Origin of the sequence: Synechococcus sp. W70.1, assembly GCF_047461515.1 — a bacterium.
Taxonomy (GTDB): domain Bacteria; phylum Cyanobacteriota; class Cyanobacteriia; order Thermostichales; family Thermostichaceae; genus Thermostichus.
Window position 1 is genome coordinate 115,810 of record NZ_JANSHH010000033.1, and the last position, 24,501, is coordinate 140,310.

The window sequence follows — 24,501 nt, forward strand, 5'->3', positions numbered from 1 at the left end:
ACTAGTGGATTTTCGCCCCTAGATCCCTTTGCTTCCGGAAAACTTTAACGGCTTGCCCCTGTTTCAAGAGAAGCGGAAGTAGAATAGGCAGAGTAGTCCGGGTGGGGTGGAGGGGGAATCTGCGACTATGTTCGAAAGACTGCTCTTTCCCATCGACAACTCGCGGGAAACCAGCCATGCCCTGCCGCTGGTGGCGGACATAGCGCAGCGTTACAAGAGTCAGGTATATCTGCTCTCCGTCCTAGACAGTACAGAGCTAGACCCAGAGCAGGTGGAGCAAGCCCGCCAAACTATCCACAACCTGCTCAAACACGCTGAGGCTGGCCTGCAGCAGATTGGGATCCAAAACGTCAAGAGCGAGTATCGCGAGGGAAAAGTTCCCTTCGTCATCTGCGACGTGGCCGACGAGCTAGAGATTAGCCTAATTGTGATGGGATCCCGCGGCATCAGCCTAGCCGAAGGCCGGAAAAACGAATCCGTCAGCCACCGGGTCATCGACCTCTCCCCTTGCCCAGTGCTGGTAGTACCCTGAAGAGCAGACCTTCTCTTTCCGGGGAGTGTGTTGAAGTTGTCTCAAAATGTTGCCTTGTGTAACAGCAAGGCCGTTTTTGTTCGTGCTGAACAGGAGTCTGCTGTACAACGAAGAGCGAGGTAGCCCGGATTACTGGTTGCACCCCTGGGAATCGGTATGGAAAATCAAAGTCGTGGTTACAACAAGGCCTCGCAGAAAACCTTCGAGGTGATGCGGCATTTTGCAGAAACCTACGCCAAACGTACCGGCACTTTTTTCTGCTCCGACCCCACAATTACGACAGCGGTGATTGAGGGCCTAGCTCTGCACAAAGAGCAACTGGGCGCCCCGCTCTGTCCTTGCCGCTTCTACGAAGACAAAGAGGCGGAGGTGAAAGCTGGCTATTGGAACTGTCCCTGCGTACCCATGCGGGAGCGAAAAGAATGCCACTGTCTGCTCTTCTTAACTCCGGACAACCCCCTTGCCGGCACCAGCCAAACGCTAGAGGAGGTACACCTGGAATACCAAGCTAGCCCGTAGGGTCTCCCCGCTAGGAGACGGAGGCAAACCAGGGTCACGAAGCTGGGTATAATTGGGTATAATTGAGAGGCAGTTGGAAACGGCTATTTGCCCGAGGAGGAAACCTTTCTATGACTCCCTCATTGGCTAGCTTCCTCTGGAGCCTGGTGTACGGCGCTGTAGTGCTGGGTCTCCTCTTTGGCGCCATCGTGATTGTTAGCTATAGAGACAGGGTGCGTCGCCGCTAAAGCCTTGGCAAAGGGCTTGACCGCGGGCAAACCTTTGAGCAGCGGCGGCAAAGGTTAGGCCTTGAACTTCGCAAAAAATCAGCTTTCCCAAAGTCTATTGCCAGCCTCTGGATGCCCTCTTCACTACTGGCAGCGGAAGAACCGTTACTACTACGAGGATCTGGAGCGGCTGCTCCGCTTCTTTCTGCCTCCAGGTCTGCGCATTCTGGAGATTGGCTGCGGTACAGGGGCTCTGCTCAACGCTTTGCGGCCCAGTTTTGGAGTGGGGATCGACCAAGATGCCGAGGTCATTGCCCAGGCCCAGCAGCAATTTCCCCACCTCCACTTTCGCCTGCAAGATCTCCATAGGTTGGACAAGCGGGATCCGATCTTGGCCCAGCCTTTTGACGCCATTTTGCTCGTCAATACTCTCAGCTACCTGAGGGATATTCAGCAGGTTCTTGAGCAGTTGCGCTGTTTCTGCACCCCGCGCACTCGCCTTATTCTTTCCCATCACAACCCCCTTTGGGAGCCGCTTTTGAACTTGGCAACCCTTCTGAAGCAGCGCAGGCCCCTACCAGCAGCCAACTGGCTCTCGGCAGCCGATGTGGCCAATTTGCTCCATCTGGCGGGGTATGAGGTTATCCAGCAGGGCAAGCGGTTGTTGTTGCCGCGGCGAATTCCCCTGCTTTCAACTCTGGTGAACCGCGTGATTGCCCCCTTGCCAGGGATCAACGCCCTCTGCCTGACGGAATACACGATTGCCCGTCTCCAACCGGATCCCAACTGGGATCCCCCCCCTGAGAAACAGCCCTCTTGCACCGTGATCATTCCAGCTCGCAACGAAGCTGGCAACATTCGCCGCTGCGTGGAGCAGCTGCCTGAGATGGGATCCCGCACCGAGATCCTTTTCGTAGAGGGGCATTCCAGCGACGACACTTGGGCTGAGATCCAGCGGGTTCAGGCCGAATACCAAGGGATCCGTCCCATCCAGGCTCTCCGGCAAGAGGGCAAGGGCAAAGGAGATGCGGTGCGCCAGGGGTTTGCCGCAGCCAGGGGCGACGTGGTGATCATTCTCGACGCCGACCTAACTGTCCAGGCGGAAGACCTCCCCAAGTTCTTCCGGGCGGTGGCTTCCGGGCGCTGTGATTTTGCCAACGGTTGCCGACTCATTTATCCGCTAAAGCCGGAGGCGATGCCGCGCCTGAACCAGTGGGCCAACCGCTTTTTTGCTGCTCTTCTTTCCTATATCCTTGGCATTCGCGTCAAAGATACCCTCTGCGGCACCAAGGCCCTCTGGCGGGAGGACTACTGGCAAATTGCCAAGCTGCGGCAAGAATGGGGGAATTTTGATCCCTTTGGCGATTTCGACCTGTTGCTAGGGGCGGCCAAGCGCACCCTCAAGATCCTTGACATTCCAGTGCGCTATTTCCCCAGAACCTATGGCCGCTCCAATATCCACCATCTGCGCGACGGCTTGCGGCTGCTGCAGATCTGTGGCTTTGCCCTCAAGCACTTCAAGGGATCCTAAACCCTAACTCCTGCAGGGCAGTTCCCTGCCTGGCCTCTTGGGAGTTGTTACAATAGCTAGCCATTGAAAAATCAGGCCTGAGAAAAACCGCCCTATGGGGAAATCCGTACTGAGCAGGCTCGGCCAGTGGATCTCAAGTACTCCCCTCCGCTCCCTTGATCGGGCCTATCAAGCTGCCCTTCGCATCAAAGCCATTGAAAACCGCTACTTCCAGGGAGGAGTCATCGGCAGCAACGGAAGCCACGGCCAAAACACCAGCCACTACTTTCAGATCCAACTGCGCCAGCACCTGCGGCAGATTAGCCTTAGTCTAGCAGAATTTAGAGCCAGCAGTCTCTTTTCCCGCCTGCCCGATCCCGAGCTAGATGGCAGTGGCCCTCGCGTTGCTGCAGAAGTCAACGACGCCGAGGATCTTAGTGCCAAGAGCAGCCCCTCCACAACCAAGGGCAAGGGGGCTGAGAGGGATCCCTCCATTTTCGAGAAGCTAGAGTTTATCGATCAGGTTATCTCCCGCTACAAGCGCCCTGCCCCTCCACTCAAGGTCAGCGCCACGCGGCTCCAGCCTCAAGAGCAAGACGAGTCAACTCAGGCAGAGCCTGCTGCTCAACCCATCAAGGCTGATAAGACCCCTCTTGAGGATGGCAGTGCCCCCGTTGCTTCTAAAACAGCCGTCCTGCCTCGCTCCCTTTTACGCACAGCTAGGCAGATTCGCCGAGAGTTAAGTTCACAGGCAGAAGAAGAGTTGCTCCAGGAGTACCGCAGCCAACGCACGCGCACACTGGTGGCAGTTCGGTTTTTGTTGCTGCTGGCCATTTTGCCGCTACTTGTCCAGATTTTCTCGAAGCACTTTCTGTTTGGGCCGTTGGTGGATCGGCTGCAGCCTCAGGAGCCTACCCTTGTGGCTTTAAGCCACGAGCTTCAAGAAAGAGCTGTTGCGGAATTTGAGCTTTTCAAGGAAAAAATGGAGTTTGAGCGGGCTTTACGTCACCAACCTCGAGAAGAGCTGGACTCAGAGTTGGAGGATCAACTTTCCCTGAAAGCAGAGGAGCTGCTGCAAAAATACAGCCGTAAGAACTTGGAAGGCCCAAAAAACATCCTTGCCGACTTGCTATCCCTGGCGGTATTTGGCTGGCTAGTCTTTGTCGGGCGTGAAGAAATTGAAGTTCTTAAGTCCTTTCTAGATCGCCTAATCTATGGCCTGAGCGATAGCGCCAAGGCTTTCATCATCATTCTCTTCACCGATGTGTTTGTTGGCTATCACTCTCCCCATGGCTGGGAAGTCTTGCTAAGTAGTCTAGCTGAGCACCTGGGTTTGCCCGAAAACCGCAATTTCATCTACGGCTTTATTGCCACTTTTCCAGTTTTTCTAGATACGCTCTTTAAGTACTGGATCTTCCGCTACTTAAACCGTGTATCGCCGTCTGCAGTAGCTACCTACCATGCTATGAATGACTAAAGTTCTCCCATTGCCATGCCGGAGTTTAGGAAGCTGGCTGACCTCCTTGCAGCCAGATCAATGCTGGGGTTTTCCAAGCCAGGCGGCTTGCCTTCAGCCGGCAGGCTCTAAAGCGGTACACTAGTCAGAAGCTTTTTTTCACCGAGTCTGGTTGGGAAGAGCTCTTGCGAAACCTGTTTCTTACTGGCGCTAGCGGCTGCTTAGGGCACTATGTGTTGGAGCGCCTAGCCCAGCAAAGAGATCCCGAGTTTCCGGAGCGGCCCGCTTACCACCTGTACGTCCTTGTCCGCAATCCCAGCCGCCTACGGCTGCCCCTGGAGCGGCTGCCTGCTCCCATTACCTTGGTGCATGGCGATCTCCTGCACATTAGAGAACACGCCGCTTTGCTGCGGCAGATGCATGGGTTAATCCACATGGCAGCGGCTTGGGGGGATCCCTCGCTGGCTTGGGCGGTGAATGTTACCCACACCTTGGAGCTCTTTCAGCTGCTGGATCCCCAGCGCTGTCAGCAGGTGATCTACTTTTCCACAGCCAGCCTTTTGAACCAGGATCTCGAGCCCTTGGCCATTGCTGGCCAGGCCGGAACCGACTACATCCGCAGCAAGTACGAGATGCTACTGCGGCGGCAGGAAAGCTGCTTCTGGCCGGATCGCCTGCTCACGCTCTATCCCACCCTGCTGTTTGGCGGTAGCCCCTACCACCCCTACTCCCACATCACTGCCGGCCTCAAGGATGTGCTCCGCTGGCTGGATCTCATCCGCTTTTTGCGGGTGGATGCCAGCTTCCACTTCATCCACGCTGCCGATGTGGCCGAGATGGTGGCTTACTGGGTGGCCCATCCGCCCGGTGGCGGCGATTGGGTGTTGGGCAATCCTCCCCTCTCCCTAGACGAGTGCGTGGAACAGGTGTGCGCCTATCTCAAAAAGCGGATCTACTTCCGCCTGCCTCTGCCCATCGGCTTCCTCCGCCGCCTGGCTTTTCTGTTTGGGGTGCGGCTTTCAGAGTGGGATGAGTATTGTCTGCGCCACCGCCACTTTGTCTATCCCGCCCTTTCGCCAGCAGCCCTGGGTTTGCCCTGCCACTTCCCCACCGTAGCCTCCCTCCTAGAGGCCTACCTCTAGGCCGCTCTTGAGGGATCCCAGGGATCAGCGGGTGGCAGCTAGGGCCTGGAGCTCTGCGGCAATGCGCGCCCGGTTAAGTCTCTGTCCAATGAACACCAGGCGGGTTAAACGCGGCTCTTGGGGGCGCCAAGGGCGATCGTAGTAGGTTTCAAATCGCCCTCCCACCCCCTGCAGCACCAGGCGCATTGGCTTGTGGGGCACGGCTACAAAGCCCTTCACCCGGTAGAGGCATTCCTCTTGCGCCAGTTGACGCAACTGGGCAACTAGGGATCCCGGCTCATAGCCTCCCTCCAGGCTTAGGTAGAAAGACTCAAAGGCCTCGTGCTCGTGCTCCTCCCCGTGGTCGTGGTGGCTGGGGCGGCGCTCGAGTTGATCTTCCACGGCTGCGTTGAAGCCCAGGAGCACTTCTGAGGAAACCTGGCCCCGCTCGCAAGGGAGGACTTGAACCTCAGGGCGCAATTTTTGGCGCAGCCAGCTTTCCACTTGCGCTCGCTCCGCCGGCGTAATCTGATCCACCTTGGTGAGCAACACCAGATCGGCACAGCTTAGCTGATCCTCGAACAGCTCCTCAATGGGCGTCTCGTGATCTAGGCTCTCGTCTGCCTGCCGCTGGGCCTCCAGGGCCGCCAGATCCCCCACAAGCTGCCCCGCAGCCAGCGCCTGGCCGTCTACCACCGCAATCACCGCATCCACAGTGGCGCCGGTGCGAATCGTTGGCCAGCGGAAAGCCTGCACCAGCGGCTTGGGCAAAGCCAACCCTGACGTCTCAATAACAATGTTGTCCAGCTCCGCCCGCCGTTGCAGCAGCGCCTCCAGGGTCGGCAAAAACTCCTCCTGCACTGTGCAGCAGAGGCAGCCGTTGACCAGCTCCAGAATGGAGACCTCTCCCTCGCAGAGTTGGCAGTCTCGCAGCAACTCGCCATCGATGCCCACTTCGCCAAACTCGTTTACCACAACAGCGATGCGGCGACCCCGGCTGTTGAGCAGGAGGTGACGGATCAGCGTCGTCTTGCCGGATCCCAAAAATCCCGTGATGACGGTCACTGGGACTTTGTGCATCTTCTTCGAAGATTCAGCTCTTCAGCTCTCCCAGTCTCTACCCTCGCCGCCTTCCCCGCCAATCCCGACCAGGGGGATCCCAAAAAAAGGCCCCCCACTGGGGGCCAAAGGTGCTAGTTGGAAAGACCTGCACTTTCTATCGGATTGGCTTCATCCGATAGACAGGCTCGTCCTCGCGGCTAATTCCTTTCTCAAAGCCGGCAGCAGCAGCACGGGCACGACCGGCGTGCCACAGGTGGCCGACAAAGAACAGGAAGCCCAGGATGAAGTTGTGGGCCGCCAGCCAAGTGCGCGGGCTGGTGAAGTTTACGGTGTTGATCTCAGTAGCCACACCTCCCACCGAGTTCAGGGATCCCAACGGGGCGTGGGTCATGTACTCCACCGCACGGCGAGCTTGCCAGGGCTGAATGTCGTTTTTCAGCTTGTCCAGATCCAAGCCGTTGGGCCCCAGCAGCGGCTCCTTCCAGGGCGCCCGCACATCCCAGAAGCGCATTGTCTCGCCCCCAAAGATGATCTCGCCCGTGGGAGAGCGCATTAGGTACTTACCCAGACCCGTAGGCCCTTGGGCTTGGCCGATGTTTGCCCCCAAGCGCTGGTCGCGCACGATAAAGGTGAGGGCTTGCGCCTGAGAGGCTTCCGGTCCCGTAGGTCCGTAGAACTCACTGGGGTAGACAGTATTGTTAAACCAGATGTAGCAGGTGGCAATGAAGCTCATGAGCGAAACCGCCGCCAAGCTGTAGGAGAGATAGGCTTCTCCCGACCAGATAAAGGCGCGGCGAGCCCAGCCAAAGGGCTTGGTGAGGATGTGCCAGATCCCACCGGCAATGCAAATGATGCCGATGTAGATGTGGCCTCCAATCACATCCTCCATGTTGTCGACGCTAACAATCCAGCCCTCGCCTCCAAAAGGAGACTTAAACAGATAGCCGAAGATTACCGCTGGGTTGAGGGTGGGGTTGGTAATGACCCGCACATCTCCACCGCCGGGAGCCCAGGTGTCATAGACACCGCCAAACCACATAGCCTTGGCCACCAACAGGAAAGCCCCCAGCCCCAGGAGGATGAGGTGAATTCCTAGGATGGTGGTCATCTTGTTCTTGTCTTTCCAGTCGTAGCCGAAGAAGGGGAAAGACTGCTCCAGGGTTTCTGGGCCGCGAATGGCGTGATAAACACCCCCAAACCCCAGCACGGCACTGGAGATGAGGTGCAGCACACCAATCACAAAGTAGGGGTAGGTGTCCACCACCTCGCCGCCGGGGCCAACTCCCCAGCCCAAGGTAGCCAAATGGGGCATCAGGATTAGGCCCTGTTCGTACATGGGCCGATCGGGCGTGAAGTGAGCCACCTCGAAGAGCAGCATCGCTCCCGCCCAGAAGACCATCAGGCCAGCATGGGCTACATGGGCACCCAAAAGCCGACCGGAGAGATTGATCAAGCGGGCATTTCCAGCCCACCAGGCAAACCCGCCCTGGGTGCGATCTTGCACCACTACAGAACCAATTGTTGTTGAGGTCACAGAGACCAACCTCCAATCGTCAGGACAATTGATTGATTGGCTAAGTGGAAGCACCTGCCGTTGGGATCCCTAGCCGCTGGGATCCGCAGGAGGGGATCCCTTGGGCAGGCGCTCAATTACAGCTAACTGGGTAGATTAGAGGGCGTTGCCGCGGGGGAGGACTTCCTCAGGGAACTCAAAGTGCTCATGCGGCTGGTCCTGAGGCGCCATCCAGGCCCGGATCCCCTCGTTGAGCAGGATGTTCTTCGTGTAGAACGTCTCAAACTCGGGGTCTTCCGCCGCCCGCGTCTCCTGACTGATAAACTCATACGCCCGCAGGTTCAGCGCCAACCCCACTACCCCAATGCTCGACATCCACAATCCGGTTACCGGCACAAACAACATGAAGAAGTGCAGCCACCGCTTGTTGGAGAACGCTATCCCAAAAATCTGGCTCCAGTAGCGGTTTGCCGTCACCATGGAGTAGGTCTCTTCCGCCTGCGTCGGCTCAAAAGCCCGGAACGTGCTTGCTGCCTCCCCATCCTTGTAGAGGGTATTCTCCACCGTTGCCCCGTGGATAGCACACAGCAGCGCTCCACCCAGAACGCCAGCTACTCCCATCATGTGGAAGGGGTTCAGCGTCCAGTTGTGGAACCCTTGGAAAAACAGCAAGAAGCGGAAGATGCCGGCTACCCCAAAGCTGGGAGCGAAAAACCAACTGCTCTGTCCCAGGGGGTAAATCAAAAACACGCTCACAAACACGGCAATTGGCGCGCTGAAGGCAATGGCGTTGTAGGGCCGCACCCCCACCAAACGGGCAATTTCAAACTGCCGCAGCATGAAGCCAACCAAGCCCAGGGCGCCGTGGAAGGCCACAAAGGTCCACAGGCCGCCAATTTGACACCAGCGGGTGAAGTTCCCCTGGGCTTCTGGACCCCAGAGCAGGAGCAAGCTGTGCCCCATGCTATCGGCTGGGGTGGAAACGGCCACCGTCAAAAAATTGCACCCCTCCAGGTAGGAGCTGGCTAGGCCGTGGGTGTACCAGGAAGTTACGAAGGTAGTGCCGGTCAGCCAGCCGCCCAGGGCCAGGTAGGCGCAGGGGAACATGAGCAGCCCTGACCAACCGATGAAAACAAATCTGTCGCGCTTGAGCCAGTCGTCGACGACGTCAAACCATCCTCGCTCCTGGCGTACGCGTCCCACTGCTATGGTCATAGGACGATCTTCTCCTCAGTTAAAGATGAGAACGCTAGTGAAGCTACAAACTTCGCCTCCTAAAGGCAAGACCGCGGCCTAGGTATAAAAACTCAAACCCCGGAACTTCTCGAGAAGCCACAGGGCTCGTGGCAAGCTACCTCAGAGCCAGCGGACAAGTTTCACCGTCCTTGGCCTTGCTTAGCCCAGGCCAGTAAAGACTTGTAAATTGCTTCTCATTATAGAGGCAGGGAACCCGCTCTTAGCAAGTCTGAGGTAACCGTGAACTTTACAAAGCGCAATCTTTGGCAGCTCTCTTGCGCTCGAGAGAGACTACCTCGCTGCTGGTAAGGTTCAAGAGCAAAATCCGATATCCTAAGACAAGGACACTGCACTTCATCTAAGGCAAATCCATGGCTAGCGAGATCTTGACCATTGCGGGAATTTCTCTGGTTTTGACGTTGGCGGGCGTGGCGCTTGGGTATGGGATCCTGCGCATCACCCAAGGGGGGGCTGAGTAGAGGATAGGCAGCCAATCGGAGAAGGGAAGGGGTTAAACCAAGGCGTTGGGCAGGGATCCCAGCACCCCTCTTTGGGCAAGCCGACTATGCTGGAAAACGCGATTGTGCTCATCACCGGCGCCAGCAGCGGAATCGGCGCAGCCTGTGCCAAGCTTTTTGCCCGTTCTGGAGCCAAGCTAATCCTAGTGGCCCGCCGTCAGGAGCGGCTGCAGGCGCTGGCCACAGAATTGCAGCAGGCCTACGGCACTTCCTCCTACCTACTGACTTTGGATGTGCGGGATAGGGCAGCCGTGCAGCAGGCGCTACAGTCTTTGCCGCCGGCCTGGGCCGAGATCGACATTTTGATCAACAACGCCGGCCTTAGCCGCGGCTTGGACAAACTCCACAGCGGCGCTGTGCAAGATTGGGAGGAGATGATCGATACCAACATTAAGGGCTTGCTGTATGTTACCCGCGCCGTCTTGCCCGGGATGGTGGAGCGGGGCCGGGGCCACGTGGTCAACATTGGCTCGATTGCTGGTCGGCAGACCTACCCTGGCGGCGCTGTCTACTGTGCCTCCAAAGCGGCCGTGCGGGCCATCTCCGAGGGGCTGAAGCTGGATCTGCTCGGCACCCCCATTCGCGTTACCGAGATCCAGCCCGGCTTGGTGGAAACCGAGTTTAGCCAGGTGCGCTTCCGCGGCGACTGCGAGCGGGCGGCGGCGGTCTATCGGGGCCTCACCCCCTTGACGGCGATGGATGTGGCCGAGGTGGTGCTATTTGCCGTCACTCGTCCCCCCCACGTCAACCTAAGCGAAGTCTTGCTCGTGCCCACCGACCAGGCCACCACGACGATGGTGCACCGCCGCTAGGGAGGCAGGACTCCGTATCCGTTCACTCCCCCATCCCTGGGCGACAATGGCGGCAAAGGGGGTGGGCTCATGGGAGTGGAAGGCGGGATCCTCATTGGGTTAAGCATTGGCCTTGTCGGCATGCTGATCTTGTGCTGGCAGAGTCGACGCCGCTTCAGCCGCCAACTGCAAGAGTTGGGATCCCTGATGCACCTGGCCCTGCCGCTGCAGCCGCCTGAACAGATGCTCAGCCGGCTTAGCCGCCACCTTCGCCAACAAGAACTGGAGCAGGCTAGCCAAAGACAGTATCTCCTGGACTGGCAGTATCTCAGCCAGCGTCTGCCCTGGGGATATTTGCGGGTGGACGAGAACAACGTGGTGCTAGAGTGCAATCCTGCCGCCCAGCGCCTGCTGCGCATTAGCCACTGGCAGCCGGGCATCAAGCTTTTGCTGGAGTGGGTGCGCTCCTACGAGTTGGATCAGCTCATCGAAGCCACCCGCTGCCAGGAAGCTGGCGCTTCCGTCCAGAGCCGCGAATGGGTCTTCTACCCTCCCGGTGGCGAGGACAAACCGGTTCCGCTGCGGGCTTGGGGGCTGCCCCTGCCCCAGGCCCATGTGGCCATCTTTTTGGAAGACCGCCTAGAGGCCACGCTGCTGGCGCAACAACGGGATCGCTGGGCCTCGGACGTGGCCCACGAGCTGAAGACTCCCCTCACCTCGATTCGTCTTCTGGCGGAAACTCTGCAAAGCCGAGTCGATGCCGCGCAAGCGGTTTGGGTGGAACGACTGCTAAATGAGACGCTGCGCCTCAGTCAGCTGGTGCAAGACTTGCTGGAACTGAGCGCTCTCAACTTGGGGGCCGGATCCCGCTCCCAATGGCGCTGGGTAGATCTAGCCGCCTTGGTGCGAGAAGCCTGGCAGAGTCTAGAACCGCTAGCCAAGCCCCGCCACCAGGAACTGCACCTAAGCAGCTCCTCCCCCCTCTATCTCTGGGGAGATGAGCAACGCCTCTATCGCCTCATCCTCAACCTCTTGGATAATGCCGTCAAATATGGCGGGCCTGGTTCTCCTATCCACGTGAGCCTCTCCGAGGAGGGATCCCAAGTGCGGCTGGAGGTGTACGACCACGGCCCCGGCCTGCTGGAGGATCAATTTGAGCTGGTCTTTCAACCCTTCTACCGCACCGACGCGGCGCGGGCCCGCAGCAAAGGCGGCACTGGCCTTGGCTTGGCCATTGTGCGTCAGATTGTGGAACTCCATGGGGGTACGATCCGCTTGCGCAATCATCCGCAAACCGGTGGGCTGTGGGTTCTGGTGGAATTGCCCCGCCAGCACCCCGATGCTTTGTAAAGCTTGTAAAGCAAAAGACGGCTGGTCCCTTTCCCTTTCGTCGACAGGGTCCAAAAAGCTCAACTCACGGATTATCCATTGGGGAGGCGATCCCCTAGAATGACTCTAGGTAATCCTTACAGTTCGTACCTCAGGCGTTGGGCATGGGCGCAGACTACCATTGCGCGGATCTGCTGTCGGAACGGGAACTGCAGGTCCTGGAGTTGGTTGCGGCTGGCATGACCAATCAGGACATTGCAAAGCGCTTGGAAATCAGCAAGCGCACGGTCGATAACCACATCAGCAACATTTTGAGCAAGACGCGAACGTCAAACCGGGTTGCTTTGGTGCGATGGGCGCTGCAGTGGGGAAAGGTGTGCCTGGATCAGGTCAACTGCTGCGTCTTGAACAACGACAAAATTGCCTAATCCTCCTCGGCGAGCACCACAGGGACAGGGAACAAGGGTAGGGCAGCGCATGCCCTGCTGAGGTGTTCTCAAAGGGTACCTTAGCTCAGGCGGGGGAAAAAGCCAGCGGCACGGGATCCGGTTGCAGCAGCCGTTGACACAGTTGGGCAATCTGGGCTGGGCTAGCCTCGTCCAGCCAGCGGTGGAAGGCCTGGGATTCGCGGATCCGGCTGAGCAGCCCAGTGGAGATCTGTTCCGATCCCTCTAGGGCTTCTAGCCACTGCTGGGGCAGGCCAGTAGCTGCTGCCAGGGTAGCAGGATCCCAGGGTTTTACCTGCCCTAGTTCTCGCAGTTGGGCAAGTTGCTGAGGGAGGCGATCCCAGGAGTGGGCAGAAGCAGCCAGGATCAGGGTTTGCGGCTGCACCTGCTGCAGTAGTTGGGCCAAATCTGCCGGCAACCAGGGCCAGCAGGCCAGTACAAGAGTTGTTTTAGCTGAGGGGGGCAACGGCTGCCTAAGAGGAAGAGGTTGCCCAGTGTAGCAGAGGGCTTTCTCCAAAGAATCCGGCAGGGGGCGTTGCCGGTAGTCTTGGATTTGGAGGCGAGGGGCGGAAACAGCAGGGGCCTGCCAGTTGCCAGAGGGACGCACCGCCAGCACTGTACCTCGCCAGGGCTCTTTGCTGTCGGCTTCCAACCGCAGGGCAATGTCCACAGCTGGGCAGTTTTGCCACTGTTCCAGCTCTTCGCCAGCTCCCCAAAACCAGAGGGTACGGGATCTCGCCCTACCTTTGAGCTCAAACCTGAGATGGCGGCCATCCCCAGAGGCTCTTAGAGTGGATTTAGTGAGGCGGAAGTTCATCAGGGCTACGATGGGGTTGGGGTTGCCGTGCCCAAAGGGCTGTAGAAGCTGCAACTGCCGATACACCTCGTCTAGCTCCGCCACCCCATCCCGGCCCTGAGAGGCCAGCAGAGTCCAGTCGAGGAGAATCTCCACCGCCAGGGCGCGAGCTTGCTGATCCGGGCTAACCCGCGCGGCTAGCTCCCGCCGCAATGTCAGTTGCACAGCGGCCAGGCAAGCCAGATCGAGTTGGATCCCCGCGGCCATGGGGTGTCCCCCTCCTCGTCGCAGGAGAGGACGCACCGCCTCAAGGGCCTCTAGCAGGTTTACCCCTGGAATCGAGCGGCCTGACCCATAGCCCAGCCCTGTGCTCTCGTCTTTGGCAATCAACACCGTTGGGCAACGGTATTCCTCCGCCAAGCGGGCCGCCGCAACTCCCAAAACCCCTGGGTTCCAGCCACTGCTGGCCAAGACGATGGCTCGCTCTCGTGCCAGATCGAGGCTCTCCACCTGCTGCCTGGCTTCCTGTAGCACCTCTTGGGTGAGCTGCCGACACTCTTCGCTGAGGGCGACAAAATGCTTCACCAGCGTCTGAGCCCGCTGCGGATCCGAGGTGGTCAGCAGCTCCACTGCTAGCCTAGCGTCTTCCAAGCGGCCAATGGCGTTCAGCCTGGGAGCAAGGCGAAAGGCAATGTCCTGAGCTGTTAGCGCTCCTGGGGATGAGCCGTTGCTCACCCAATCCAAAAGAGCCCGCAGCCCTGGACGCTGCGTCTTGGCCAGCACGGGCAACCCCCGCTGTACTAGGTAGCGACACTCCCGCTGTAACACGGCAACATCGGCCACGATCCCCACCGCCACTAGATCCAGGTATTCCTCGACGCCAGGAATTCCCAGCGCTTGATAGAGGGCCTCCGCTAGCTTGTAGGCCACCCCCACCCCTGGCAGGAAGCGCAGGGGGTGCTCCTCCGGCAGGCGCAAAGGGTTGACTACCGCATAGGCAGGGGGCAAGGGATCCGGCAGGGCGTGGTGATCCATCACGATCACGTCCACCCCCTGGGCTTGGGCCAGGGCAATCTCGGCAGCATTGCCGATGCCGCAGTCCACCGTTAGAAGTACTTGGCAACCCTGAGCCAGCACCTGCTGGAGCCGCTGGGCATTGAGCCCATGTCCCTCGCGGCTGCGCAGCGGTAGGGTGAACTGGACTTGGAAGCCCAAGGGTTGTAACGCCGAGAGCAAAAGACTGGTGCTGGTGACGCCATCGCAGTCAAAGTCCCCCCAAATGCAGAGGGCTTCTCCTTTTTCCCTGGCCTCCAGTAGCCGCCGCACTGCCCGCTCCAGATCCGGCAGGGATTCCGGCGGGGTGGGGGAATAGGAGCTGGGATCCACGAAAGCCCGCACCTGTTCCCGGCTGTGCAGCCCGCGCAAGGCTAGCACCTTGGCCGCGTACTTGCCGTATTCCCGGCTCAGCTCTGGGTCAAACTGAGGCGGAGTGGGCAGCAGATCCCAGCGGTACTCCATGCAAGCTGGCTAGGGATAGAGCTCCTTAGGAGCGTATCAAAAAGGGTCTAGGTTCGGATCCCTGTCGAGTTGCTATTGACAGCAGTGGGCGGCTGTGCAGCAAGGGGAGGGGTGGTCATGGTCGTGAGTAGCACAAGCTTGGCTGCAGTAGAGCTGGCCTTCGTAGCGATAGCCTTGGCTGCTCTCGAAGCTGCAGTTGCAGTGCTCACAGGCGCAGCGAACAAGGGTGCCAGACATGGGTTTTTCTCCTTCTTTTCGAAGATCCGCGTCTCTATACCCTAGCGGTTGTTGGACAACGAGGCTGAAACGAGAATCAAACTCACGCCTGGCTGTCCAAGTGGCGGCAACCTGTCCATTGCCACCTTCCCTCTCCTGCTGAAGGAGGTTAAGAAAAGTCAATAGCTCCTGGGCAGGTTACTAACTTATGATGCGGCGTGAGGTGTGAATAAGTACCTAGGCAATGGCCACGGAACGGATTCGTTTTGCGCAGGTCTCAGACATTCATCTGATGCCGGAGACGGCATGCCGCTGGTGGTGGATGTCCGATTCCCCTCGCCGCCAGTTGGAAGCAGCCGTTGCCCATCTCAACCAGGTGCCGGATCTGGACTTTGTCGTGTTTACCGGCGACTTGGTGGATCAGGCGGATCCAGAAAGCTTTGAGCTATTCCGGGAGATTCTTGCCCAGCTGCGGATGCCCTACTACCTCAGTCTTGGCAACCACGATGTCGACACCCTGCAAAGAAAGGGGCGCTTCGACCGAGAACAATTTATCCGCTGGTGCCAAAGCCAATTTCCCCTCTTTCCGGCTCCTACGGGCTATGTCGATTACAGCCTTTCTCCTCTGCCCGGGATTCGCCTCATTGCCCTTGACGCCAGCCTGGGACCTTTTCCCCTGCCCCAGGGGGTGCTGCGCCCCTCGCAACTGCATTGGCTGGGCGAACATCTGCAAGCAGTTTCAGAAGAATGGCTAATCTTGTTAATCCACCAGCCGCCTTTTATCTCCCCCACCCAAATGGACGCGGTTGTGTTCCGCAACTACCAGCTCCAGAAGCAAGCAGCTGCCGCCCTCCATGCTCTCTTGGCTGACCATGGACGGGTGGTGGCAGTGTTGAGTGGGCATCTACATGTGCCGAAAGTCCATGTACGAGATGGGATCCCCTACCTGACAGCCCCTCCCCTGGTGGGGCCAGTCTCGGCACTGCGGCTGTTCGAGGTGGATTTGAACCCCCGGCGAGGGATCCTGCGCTACCACTGGGTTCACCTACCGGAGCCAGGACCCAGACCGCTCTGGCATGGTTTCCTGATGGGGAGACGTCGGGATCGCTGGGGAGAGATCCCCCTGCGCGCCAGAGGAGCTCGATCTACCCTGCTACCTGTTGCAGCTCGATAAAAGTCCTAAAGCTCGACCGAATTAGTGTAGATTAAGAAGGCAAAGCAGCTGGACTCGGCGTCTCTCCCTATGAGTGCAACCCTTTCTTCCTCTACCCACTGGGAACAGGCAGCCCAGGAGGTGCAAAAGCGGTATCAGCCCCAGGTAGCTGCCCTGAGCGAACGCTTTGAGCCCCTTTCTGCAAGCGACTTGCTAGCCTGGGCTGTATCTGAGTTCGGGGATGGGCTGGTACTTGCCTGCAGCTTTGGCCCAGAAGACCTGGTGTTGATTGATTTGCTCACTGCTATTCGCCCGCAGGTGCGCGCCTTTTTCCTGGATACCGATTTTCACTTTCCCGAAACCCTACAACTGCAACAACAGGTGCTGGCTCGCTATCCCCATTTGCAACTGGAGGTCTTTAAGCCTCTGCTGACACCGGAAGAGCAGGCGGCGCAATACGGGCCAGAACTGTACCGCACCAACCCCGACCTTTGCTGCCACCTCCGCAAGGTGGAGCCCCTGCACCGCGCTCTGGCCAATTGCACCACCTGGATTACGGGAATGCGTCGGGAACAGGCTCCTACCCGCGCCAACATTGGCAAGGTGCAGTGGGATAGCAAGCGCAACCGCCTCAAGCTCAACCCCCTCGCCGACTGGACAAGCGGCCAGGTGTGGAAGTACATCCTCGAGCACGGGATCCCCTACAACCCTCTCCACGACCGCAACTACCCCAGCATTGGCTGTATGCCCTGTACAGCCCCAGTGGAGCCAGGCGCGGATCCCCGCTCTGGTCGGTGGAAGGGTATGGCCAAAACCGAGTGTGGCCTGCACACGTAGCCTATGAACACTGCTCCTGTTCTGGAGGTGGCTCAGCTTGAGGTCACTCCAGGCTCGGAAGCTGCTTTTGAAGCCGCCATCGGCCAAGCTTTTGTCTATAACGGCAGCACCAACTGTAGCGCTGTCTGGAGCACCCCCAGCAATATCTACTATCCCTGGAGGCTCATCTGGTTACCTTCCGGCAATCGGAAAACTTTATTCGGTGGCGTGGGCTTATTGAGCCCTACTTTGCTCGGCCACCCCAGGTGTTGCAATACCAGCTAGTTCCCGGATCCCTTGGGGTCGGCAGATAGCGGAGGCCCTCTCTGGCGGTGCCATGGCTTCTGCTAGCCTAGTCTGTGCTTTGTGCTCAGCAGGGATTTCCTCGAAAAACGTGGTGTGGCCTCAAGGCCACTGTTCTTCGGCAAAAACCCTCCGCTGCCGAGATTTGCCCCCTAAGCTTTGTCGACGCCCAAGTTCCCCTCCCGAGATCCTCAGAGCGGCTAGTCTAGACGATGATAGAGGACACTCTAGCGGAGCAGATCAATGGATACTACTGAGGCTCTCCAGGTGCTCAATCTACCGCCAGATGCCAGCGAACAGGAAATCCGGAGGAAATGGTTTCGGGAATACCAAGCTCTCAGCGCCGCTCTTCTTGAGCTGGACGACGAGCGACAAAGACCCTTGCTGGAGGCTCGGCTGGCGCGGCTCAACGAGGCGCGGGATGTGTTGTTGGGCAACGGATCCCAGGCGGAGACGGAACCGTTTGGGGTGAGCTCGGAAGGGCTGCCCCCCCAAGTGATCGTGCTGCTGTACCAAGCCAACGGTCAAGAAGGGATCTGCACCCGCCAAATTGGGGGCCAGGACATTGTCATTGCCTTTGAGAGCCTCTTTGGGGCGAAAAAGTATGCCCAGAGGCTGGCTCAGCAGGGGCTGCCCAAGCCCGTAGCCGAGCGCTTCGACACGCAGGAGATCGTCGATTTTTGTCGCGAGGGGGGCTATGGGTTGATGGTGGTTCCCGCCAGCGAGGTGCTAGAGCCGCTGCCAGAGAGTACGGAAGCGGCGCGCAATTGGCAAGGCAAATCCTGAGGAGCTGGTCACCCCGGTCAGGAGGGTCTTCTAATGATCACTGCCGAGCTAATTTCTGCAGAGGAGTTTCGCCAGATCATGGAGGCGGATCTGGAGGCCTGCTGTGAGGCTTTTGGCCTGAGGGCAGAGTACCTGCGTCTTGAACAGCAACAACTGCGGTTTTGGGTCATGCTGGCCCTCTGCCTGCTGGTGATTGCTTTGGTGATCCTCCTGGGAGTTCGGGATCCCGGTTATTGGCTGCTCTATGCAGTGGCCGTCCTGTTGCTGGGAGTGGTCTTCCTGGGGTTGCTCTGGGCTCTCCTGAAGTTGCGGCAAAACCTGCGTCGCATTCGTCAGCGCTGGCAAGAGGCCCATCTCCTGAATAGCCCTGCCGAGATCATGGAGTTCGCCAGCGATCTCGCCTGCAAGGTTAAAGAATACAACCGCTGGGTGCAAGAGCTGCAACAATCGCTGGAGGGGGGCCACTATTGGCAAGATTTTCGCCAACTCAGTGAGGCCGAACAGAAGTATATCCAGTCGCTCTTTTTGCAGGTGCGGGCCCAACTGGTGATGGCTCTGCAGGTGTGCAGAGCTTTAATCGAGAATCCGCAAACCTCCGTAGCTCAGTACCTCAACCAAATGGTTGCCCGAGATCAGCAACTGGTGGAGCAGTTTGTCGCCAAAAACTTGACGGCTAACCGCTACGTAACCATAGCCCGCCACCTCTCGGCGCTGGAAGCAGGTCTGCAAGCTCGGATCGGCGCTCTGGCATCTTGCTAGCCTATGCTCAAGCCCTTGCTAAACGGAAACACGGCACGGCTGGCTCTCCTCCTGCTGGCTGGTGGGCTAGGCTTGTTGGGGTGCGGGGATCCGAATGTACCCCTGACGCAGCCGCCTCCCAACGCTTTTCGCATCAGCACCCCCCGCCCGCCGCGCTTAGATCTTTACCCCACCCCACCACCCATGCCTACCCCTACGTCAACGCCGCTCCCTGGCCTTTTGGAGATCACGGCTCGCTGGCTGGGACTCTCGTGGCCGCCACAACGGCGCGAGATCAGCCCGGTGCGGTTAAGCGCGCGTTTCCTGGATATCTCGTTGCCGCCCAGGCCTCGCCCTTCCCCTACCCCCACAGGAGAAGAGGAGAAGCGGCAAAGCCAAAAGCCCTAGGTTTTGCTCTGCGGCTTGGAGACCTACGCAACCACTGTCACCGGCTCCGTTTCTCGTACGCGCAACTTTTCGCAGGGGAGGATATCTGTCAAGGTAGAGCTGGCCATCATGCCCGTGTGGATCTCCAGCTTGGCTCCTGGTAGCGCCTCAAACAGCAACCGCTGCCCAGGAAATACCACCCGCTCAAAGTACCAGTTTTCGATATTTGTGATGCGAACCACTTGAATGGAGCTGGTTGCATTGATGTAGCTGCAGGTTATTCGCTCTGCTTGTTTTTTTGCCGGGATCGCATCGAGGGTTTGCATAATTAGCTCACTAGCCTGCCTTGCTCAGCCTGTCATCCAGGCTAGCACTGCTTGGAGATCACTGCAGTAGTCTGCGATACGGCGATCCCGATTGACAAAAATAAGTCCTAGAGGACTTCTGTATTTGATCTTACCGTTTGACTCCAAAACTCCCTTCGGAGGCGGGGTGGATTTGGGCAGGGATCCCTTCTCGAAGCGGCGCAATTGCCATAGAAAACCCTTAGGTATTAGTAGTCGAGATTACACTTTGGAATCAGGGCCCATTGAGGCTCGAGCCGGTCGCTGAGCTTGGCTGAGGTGGGTGGGGATCCCAGTTCAGGCCTTCTACCCGTAGCTCCAGAGCCCCTGACTGGCGCACCGGGTTGTAGTGCAAGCTAAGGCCGTAGGTGCGGCGGTCGTAACCCAGGCGATAGGTAAGGTCCACCTGCTGGCCTGACTGTAAGTCCAGGGTGGTTTCAGCCCCCACCCGCAGCGGGCCATACAGCTGTTGCAGGAAGCCTAAGACCAGCTGCTCCCGCGTGGTGATGCGGTCAAACAAAAAGGGCGAGGCTCCCGTCAAAAAACCGTTGGAGTAGGTTACCCTCAGGCTGGTGTAGTCGAAGGTATCGGCCACAAAAGCCCCGAGCACGGCGTCGAGGCCGATACTGCCAGCAGTGTAGCTTTGGGCGCGGCCATCGGAGTAAAACGACTGGCTGCTGCTGACGCCAGTGTTGAGCCAGATCCCCTGTTCAATGGGCAAAGCGGAAAAGCGGGGCGGCGGATCTGAGGTTGTCTTGGAGGGCCGCCAGAGGGGAAAAGAGCGAGTTAGGGTTGCTCCTAGTTGCAGCCGAGCAAGCTGGATGCGCTCGGTGGTTCTGGCCAGGGCCAGAGCGGGATCGGTGTCGATATTGCCAAGTTGTCCCAGGGCGTCGAGGTAGTCGGCGGCTATGCGGTAGCTGAAATCCAAGCCGGTGTTGCCAAGGCGAAGGGTGGGCGAGCTGTAGCTGGCGCCAAAGCGATTCTCCACAATCTGGAAACCCAGGCGCCCGCTGAAAAAACGCTCCCGATAGGCATAGGTGTAGGTGACTTGGCCGCCGTTGCCGGTGGTAACGCGGTGTTCGACCTGCGCCCGCAAGCGCCGGGCAAATTCCTCAAAGACGATCCCGCGGAGCTCGGCAAACAGCAAGGTTTGGGCACGCGGCTGCCGCCAGCGCAACTCCGCTCGCAGCCCGACTCCATCGCGGATTCCTTGGAGGCTCCCCCAGAGGCGTTGGGGATAGAGCTGCGGGGAAAACACCAAGCTGAGATGGGGCTCCTGCAGCAGCTCAATGTTGGCCTGCAGGATTAGGCCCCGCCGCAGTTCCTTCCGGTCGAAATCGTCGTAGAAAAGGCTGACCGGAGGCTGGCGGTTCAAGGAGTCAAAGCGCAGCCGCAGGGGCAGGGGCAGAAAAAAGACTTGGTCGAAAGCCAATTGGCCAGCTTCGGCAATCAACAGGCTGGAACCATCCGCCTGCAAGGTAGAGGTCACTCGCGGGCTGCGGATCTCCAGCTCCGGCGGATCGAGGGGGTCATTGGTCAGCCGCACCTCTTCTCCTTCCCAGTTGTTGGCATCGAAGCGAATGCGGGTAGCGCGAAAGCGCACCAGCCGCTGAGGCGAGAGGGGCAGCGGAGAGCCGCTGGCCTGCAACTGGCCAATATCCACCTGCCCAAAAGCCTCTTCCAAAAAGCCCTGCTCCCGTTCAAAGTCGTACTCCAGCCGGGATCCCTGGATGCGCTGCTGATCCAACTCAATGGAGACGTTGCCCTCGGCCACGGCTCGTCGCTGCTGCAGCTCAATGCGCAGGCGGTCTGCCCGCAGCACTGAGCGGCCCAGCCGCATCTCCACGTTGCCCTCAGCCAGGAAAACCTGCGCCCGCTGGTCGAAGGTTTGACGGTCGGAGCGCAGCCGTAACGTGCGATCCGCAAGGGCGTCGAGGGCAGTCGTATCCCCCGCCTGGGCGGCCGCCACCTGGCCTTTCTCCCCCTGGGCTGAGGTAGGAGCAGCCGTTGCCAGACCAAACACCCCCAAGCAAAGCCAGAGCCACCAAAACCCTTTCATGCTCCCCAAACCTGTGCAACGCTTCAGCCTAAGCTACCAGGTTGGGGAGGGTTGAGGGCGCGGTTGAGCTTGCCGCTGCGGTAGCCCTCCAGATCGAGGCTGACGTAGAGATAGCCAAACGATTGCAGGGTTTTAACCAGCGCTGCCAGGTCAGTTTTTTGCACGAACTCCAGGATCTGGTGGGGGGGCAGTTCAATGCGGGCAGTATCTTTTTCCGAGCGCACTCGCACCTCTCGCCAGCCCAAGCTGCGCAGATAGCGCTCAGCCAATCCCACCCGCCGCAGCTTCTCGGCAGTGATGACCTCGCCGTAGGGAAAGCGGGAACTGAGGCAGGGTTGGGCCGGCTTATCCCACCAGGGCAGACCCAAGTGGCGAGACAACTGCCGCACCTCCAGCTTGCTCATCCCCACCTCCGCCAAAGGGGATCGCACACCACGCTCCCGAGCTGCTTGCACCCCTGGCCGGTAGTCAGCCAGATCGTCGGCGTTGAGGCCATCGACCACGTGGTCGTATCCCTGAGTTTTAGCCAGCTGGAGCAGCGTGTCGTGCAAGTAACTTTTGCAGAAGTAACAGCGGCTAGGGGGATTGGCAGCATAGCGGGGATCCTGCAGCTCCTGGGTCTGGATGACCTGGTGGCGAATGCCGAGGTACTGGGCTTGCCAGATGGCCTCCTCCAGGTCTTCGGGCAAAAGCGCCGGGGAAGCAGCGGTAACGGCCAGAGCCCCCTCCCCCAGCTGATCCCAGGCCAGCTTGGCCACCAGGCTGCTATCGATCCCTCCCGAGTAGGCCACCACAACCCGCCCCATTTCGGCGAAGATCTGGACAAGCTGCTGAAACTTGTACTGTAGGACGGGGTCTAGCTCCAGCAAGGGGGTGGCAGAGCCAAGAGGTACGTCCATGAGGCTAGGGAGTCCGTAGGGTCTGGGCTAGAGCGGGGCAGATATTCCTCTTCCATTGTTTCCTAGAATTTTCTGACTTTCCAACGCTTCTGCCTCAAAGGCAAGGCAGTGAGCGGGCAATCTCTCTAGGCCAGTGGGCCACTGAGGCGGTAGGCTGGATGGCAGAGAGATCCTTGCTTCTTCTCTGGATCTTCTGCCCATGACTCTTCAGCTTGAACCCGCTAGCTCCGCAGAGGTGGCCCTCTATCAGCCCTATTACGCCGTTGCCCGCCGGCAGTACCTACCGCTGGCGGTGGGTCTCTACAAAAAGGGCAACCTAGAAGGGCAGCGGCCCATCGAAGGAGACAGGCCCGTCTCTTTCTTGGCCAGTTGGCCTGTATCGCCTCTGCCCTCTGATCTAACAGCGGTGCAGGTCATTTTCGATCAAGACCCGGAGCTAACCTATCAGGTCTCCCTAGCCAACTATGAGTTTGTGGACTACCTCATCGATGTGGTAGCGGCGGTGCAGCGGGGTCAGCCGCCGAATTTCACCACCGCCTTTTACAAAAAGCTGATGCGGTATGAAGACTGACGCCAATTCTCCGGTTGCCGTCACCCTCTACGACACGACGCTGCGAGACGGGGCGCAGCGGGAGGGGTTGTCCCTATCGGTGCAAGATAAGGTGCAAATTGCCAAGCTGCTGGATCGGCTGGGCATCCCTTTCATCGAAGGCGGTTGGCCGGGGGCCAATCCCAAAGATGTGCAATTTTTCTGGCAGATGCGGGAAGAGCCCCTGGAGCAGGCGGAGCTGGTGGCCTTTTGTTCCACTCGCAAGCCGGGGCGGCGGGCAGCCGAGGATCCCCTGCTGCAGGCCATCTTGGCAGCGGGCACCCGTTACGTGACGGTCTTTGGCAAGTCCTGGGATCTCCATGTTACGGAGGGGCTGGGCACCACCTTGGCCGAGAACCTGGCCATGATCCGCGACACCATCACCTACCTGCGCTCCCAGGGGCGGCGGGTGATCTACGATGCCGAGCACTGGTTTGACGCCTACCGCCACAACCCCGACTACGCCCTGCAAACCCTGGTGGCAGCAGCAGAGGCCGGGGCGGAGTGGCTGGTTCTCTGCGATACCAACGGCGGATCCCTGCCCCACGAGATTGCCGCCATCACAGCAGCCGTCTTGGCGGAATCCCATCACCTGGGGCATTTGCCTTTGGGGATCCACACCCACAACGACTCCGGCACGGCCGTGGCCAATGCTCTAGCGGCAGTCCAGGCGGGGGCGCGCATGGTGCAGGGCACCATCAACGGCTATGGGGAGCGCTGTGGCAACGCCGACCTGTGCAGCGTTATCCCCAACTTACAACTCAAGCTAGGCTACCGCTGTCTGCCCGAGGGAAAGCTGCAACACCTAACAGAGATCTCCCGCGCCATCAGTGAGGTGGTCAACCTGGCCCCGGACGACCATGCTCCTTTCGTGGGCCGATCCGCCTTTGCCCACAAGGGTGGGATCCACGTCAGCGCTGTTCAGAAGAACCCCCTGACCTACGAGCACATTGCCCCGGAGCAGGTGGGCAACTGCCGGCGCATCGTCGTTTCGGATCAGGCGGGGTTGAGCAATATCCTCAGCAAGGTGGCTGGCTTTGGGATCCGGCTGGACAAGTCGGATCCCCGGGCGCGCTTGATTTTGGAGCGGCTGAAAACTCTGGAGCTGCAGGGCTACCAGTTTGAGGCGGCCGAGGCCAGCTTTGAGCTGTTGGTGCGGGGCCTGTTGGGGCAGCGCTCCCACCCCTTTGAGGTGCTTAGCTTCCATGTCAGCGCCACCACTCGCTCGGACTGGAGCAGCAGAGACTGGGATCCCAGCGGTGAGGCAACCGAGGTGCAGTCCCTAGCAGCGGTGAAGATTGCCGTGCAGGGGCAGACGCGGGTGACAGCAGCCGAAGGCAATGGGCCGGTGGCGGCCCTGGATGGGGCGCTGCGCAAGGCCTTGCTGGAGTTTTACCCGCAACTGGAAGCCATTCACCTCACCGACTACAAGGTGCGGATTCTGGACGGCCAGGCGGGTACTTCTGCCAAAACGCGGGTGCTGGTGGAGTTTAGCGACGGCCATCGCCGCTGGACCACGGTAGGAGTTTCCACCAACATCATCGAAGCCTCCTGCCGGGCCTTGGTGGAAGGCTTTGAGTACAGCCTCCTGGCAAAACCTTGCTTTTCCCCACCCTCTGCCCAACTAGCCTCGCCTTGAAGGGAGTTCTTCAACTTCC

General features: G+C 59.2%; 25 protein-coding genes. 17 read left to right on the forward strand and 8 right to left on the reverse strand.

The features are described from left to right. Positions 1 to 127: 127 nt before the first annotated feature. The 6 genes from NW808_RS09565 (at position 128) to NW808_RS09590 (ending at position 5,365) form a co-directional block, all read left to right on the forward strand. Positions 128 to 532 carry a universal stress protein gene (locus NW808_RS09565; protein WP_414394759.1) on the forward strand — a complete coding sequence of 135 codons (405 nt, stop codon included), beginning with the start codon at positions 128 to 130 and terminating at the stop codon, positions 530 to 532. A gap of 156 nt (positions 533 to 688) precedes the next feature. Beyond that, positions 689 to 1,051: a ferredoxin-thioredoxin reductase catalytic domain-containing protein gene (locus tag NW808_RS09570; RefSeq protein ID WP_414410750.1), complete on the forward strand. Its 363-nt coding sequence runs from the start codon at positions 689 to 691 to the stop codon at positions 1,049 to 1,051. A gap of 110 nt (positions 1,052 to 1,161) precedes the next feature. Beyond that, positions 1,162 to 1,278, forward strand: a complete 117-nt coding sequence (locus NW808_RS09575; RefSeq protein ID WP_414361544.1) for a photosystem II reaction center X protein — start codon at positions 1,162 to 1,164, stop codon at positions 1,276 to 1,278. A gap of 61 nt (positions 1,279 to 1,339) precedes the next feature. After that, positions 1,340 to 2,788: a glycosyltransferase gene (locus NW808_RS09580; protein ID WP_414421039.1), complete on the forward strand. Its 1,449-nt coding sequence runs from the start codon at positions 1,340 to 1,342 to the stop codon at positions 2,786 to 2,788. Positions 2,789 to 2,882: 94 nt separating this feature from the next. Further along, positions 2,883 to 4,244: a proton extrusion protein PcxA gene (gene pxcA / locus NW808_RS09585; protein ID WP_414421040.1), complete on the forward strand. Its 1,362-nt coding sequence runs from the start codon at positions 2,883 to 2,885 to the stop codon at positions 4,242 to 4,244. A 164-nt stretch (positions 4,245 to 4,408) separates the two neighbouring features. Continuing rightward, complete coding sequence (locus NW808_RS09590; protein WP_414421041.1) at positions 4,409 to 5,365, forward strand: NAD-dependent epimerase/dehydratase family protein; 957 nt, start codon at positions 4,409 to 4,411, stop codon at positions 5,363 to 5,365. 24 nt (positions 5,366 to 5,389) lie between these two features. Here NW808_RS09590 and cobW read toward each other — a convergent pair whose 3' ends face one another. The 3 genes from cobW to psbD all read right to left on the reverse strand — a co-directional run bounded on the left by cobW (position 5,390) and on the right by psbD (position 9,134). After that, a complete protein-coding gene (gene cobW / locus NW808_RS09595) occupies positions 5,390 to 6,424 on the reverse strand; it encodes a cobalamin biosynthesis protein CobW (RefSeq protein ID WP_414421042.1) in 1,035 nt (344 codons plus the stop codon). 136 nt (positions 6,425 to 6,560) lie between these two features. Further along, positions 6,561 to 7,940 (reverse strand): photosystem II reaction center protein CP43, encoded by a 1,380-nt coding sequence (gene psbC / locus NW808_RS09600; protein WP_414410745.1) that lies wholly within the window; start codon positions 7,938 to 7,940, stop codon positions 6,561 to 6,563. Positions 7,941 to 8,075: 135 nt separating this feature from the next. Next, the gene (psbD, locus tag NW808_RS09605) at positions 8,076 to 9,134 is read right to left on the reverse strand and encodes a photosystem II D2 protein (photosystem q(a) protein) (RefSeq protein ID WP_414405602.1); all 1,059 of its coding nucleotides are present in this window, start codon (positions 9,132 to 9,134) and stop codon (positions 8,076 to 8,078) included. Positions 9,135 to 9,526: 392 nt separating this feature from the next. Between psbD and NW808_RS09610 the strand changes: the two genes are divergently transcribed. The 4 genes from NW808_RS09610 (at position 9,527) to NW808_RS09625 (ending at position 12,221) form a co-directional block, all read left to right on the forward strand. Beyond that, a complete protein-coding gene (locus tag NW808_RS09610; RefSeq protein WP_414394772.1) occupies positions 9,527 to 9,634 on the forward strand; it encodes a PetM family cytochrome b6-f complex subunit 7 in 108 nt (35 codons plus the stop codon). Positions 9,635 to 9,720: 86 nt separating this feature from the next. Continuing rightward, complete coding sequence (locus NW808_RS09615) at positions 9,721 to 10,485, forward strand: SDR family oxidoreductase (RefSeq protein WP_414405601.1); 765 nt, start codon at positions 9,721 to 9,723, stop codon at positions 10,483 to 10,485. A 69-nt stretch (positions 10,486 to 10,554) separates the two neighbouring features. Next, positions 10,555 to 11,814: a sensor histidine kinase gene (locus NW808_RS09620; RefSeq protein ID WP_414421043.1), complete on the forward strand. Its 1,260-nt coding sequence runs from the start codon at positions 10,555 to 10,557 to the stop codon at positions 11,812 to 11,814. Positions 11,815 to 11,957: 143 nt separating this feature from the next. After that, positions 11,958 to 12,221 carry a helix-turn-helix domain-containing protein gene (locus NW808_RS09625; RefSeq protein WP_414394776.1) on the forward strand — a complete coding sequence of 88 codons (264 nt, stop codon included), beginning with the start codon at positions 11,958 to 11,960 and terminating at the stop codon, positions 12,219 to 12,221. An 85-nt stretch (positions 12,222 to 12,306) separates the two neighbouring features. Here the strand turns inward: NW808_RS09625 and recJ are convergent, their stop codons facing one another. Continuing rightward, positions 12,307 to 14,553 carry a single-stranded-DNA-specific exonuclease RecJ gene (gene recJ / locus NW808_RS09630; RefSeq protein WP_414421044.1) on the reverse strand — a complete coding sequence of 749 codons (2,247 nt, stop codon included), beginning with the start codon at positions 14,551 to 14,553 and terminating at the stop codon, positions 12,307 to 12,309. 72 nt (positions 14,554 to 14,625) lie between these two features. Next, complete coding sequence (locus NW808_RS09635; RefSeq protein WP_414421045.1) at positions 14,626 to 14,790, reverse strand: conjugal transfer protein TrbI; 165 nt, start codon at positions 14,788 to 14,790, stop codon at positions 14,626 to 14,628. A 223-nt stretch (positions 14,791 to 15,013) separates the two neighbouring features. On the opposite strand from NW808_RS09635, the gene NW808_RS09640 reads away from it, so the two are divergent. The 5 genes from NW808_RS09640 to NW808_RS09660 all read left to right on the forward strand — a co-directional run bounded on the left by NW808_RS09640 (position 15,014) and on the right by NW808_RS09660 (position 18,973). After that, complete coding sequence (locus NW808_RS09640) at positions 15,014 to 15,943, forward strand: metallophosphoesterase family protein (RefSeq protein ID WP_414394781.1); 930 nt, start codon at positions 15,014 to 15,016, stop codon at positions 15,941 to 15,943. Positions 15,944 to 16,012: 69 nt separating this feature from the next. Further along, entirely contained in the window at positions 16,013 to 16,759 is a 747-nt protein-coding gene (locus tag NW808_RS09645; protein WP_414405598.1) for a phosphoadenylyl-sulfate reductase, read from the forward strand. 525 nt (positions 16,760 to 17,284) lie between these two features. Beyond that, on the forward strand, positions 17,285 to 17,827 hold the full coding sequence (locus NW808_RS09650; protein ID WP_414410740.1) for a DUF3110 domain-containing protein: 543 nt from the start codon (positions 17,285 to 17,287) through the stop codon (positions 17,825 to 17,827). 33 nt (positions 17,828 to 17,860) lie between these two features. Next, entirely contained in the window at positions 17,861 to 18,586 is a 726-nt protein-coding gene (locus tag NW808_RS09655; protein WP_414421046.1) for a hypothetical protein, read from the forward strand. Positions 18,587 to 18,589: 3 nt separating this feature from the next. Next, complete coding sequence (locus tag NW808_RS09660; RefSeq protein ID WP_414421047.1) at positions 18,590 to 18,973, forward strand: hypothetical protein; 384 nt, start codon at positions 18,590 to 18,592, stop codon at positions 18,971 to 18,973. A gap of 23 nt (positions 18,974 to 18,996) precedes the next feature. On the opposite strand, the gene NW808_RS09665 is transcribed toward NW808_RS09660, so the two are convergent. The 3 genes from NW808_RS09665 to larE form a co-directional block, all read right to left on the reverse strand. Then, positions 18,997 to 19,278, reverse strand: a complete 282-nt coding sequence (locus tag NW808_RS09665) for a DUF1830 domain-containing protein (protein ID WP_414421048.1) — start codon at positions 19,276 to 19,278, stop codon at positions 18,997 to 18,999. A gap of 253 nt (positions 19,279 to 19,531) precedes the next feature. Next, positions 19,532 to 21,355, reverse strand: coding sequence for a DUF3769 domain-containing protein (locus NW808_RS09670; protein WP_414421049.1), 1,824 nt, complete (start codon positions 21,353 to 21,355; stop codon positions 19,532 to 19,534). Positions 21,356 to 21,378: 23 nt separating this feature from the next. Further along, positions 21,379 to 22,254 (reverse strand): ATP-dependent sacrificial sulfur transferase LarE, encoded by an 876-nt coding sequence (larE, locus tag NW808_RS09675; RefSeq protein ID WP_414421050.1) that lies wholly within the window; start codon positions 22,252 to 22,254, stop codon positions 21,379 to 21,381. 199 nt (positions 22,255 to 22,453) lie between these two features. Here larE and ebsA point away from each other — a divergent pair, with 199 nt between their 5' ends. Beyond that, positions 22,454 to 22,825 carry a type IV pilus biogenesis protein EbsA gene (gene ebsA, locus NW808_RS09680; protein WP_414405592.1) on the forward strand — a complete coding sequence of 124 codons (372 nt, stop codon included), beginning with the start codon at positions 22,454 to 22,456 and terminating at the stop codon, positions 22,823 to 22,825. Further along, positions 22,815 to 24,482 (forward strand): citramalate synthase, encoded by a 1,668-nt coding sequence (gene cimA / locus NW808_RS09685; protein WP_414394797.1) that lies wholly within the window; start codon positions 22,815 to 22,817, stop codon positions 24,480 to 24,482. Before ebsA ends, cimA begins: the two co-directional genes overlap by 11 nt. The last annotated feature ends 19 nt before the right edge of the window (positions 24,483 to 24,501 follow it).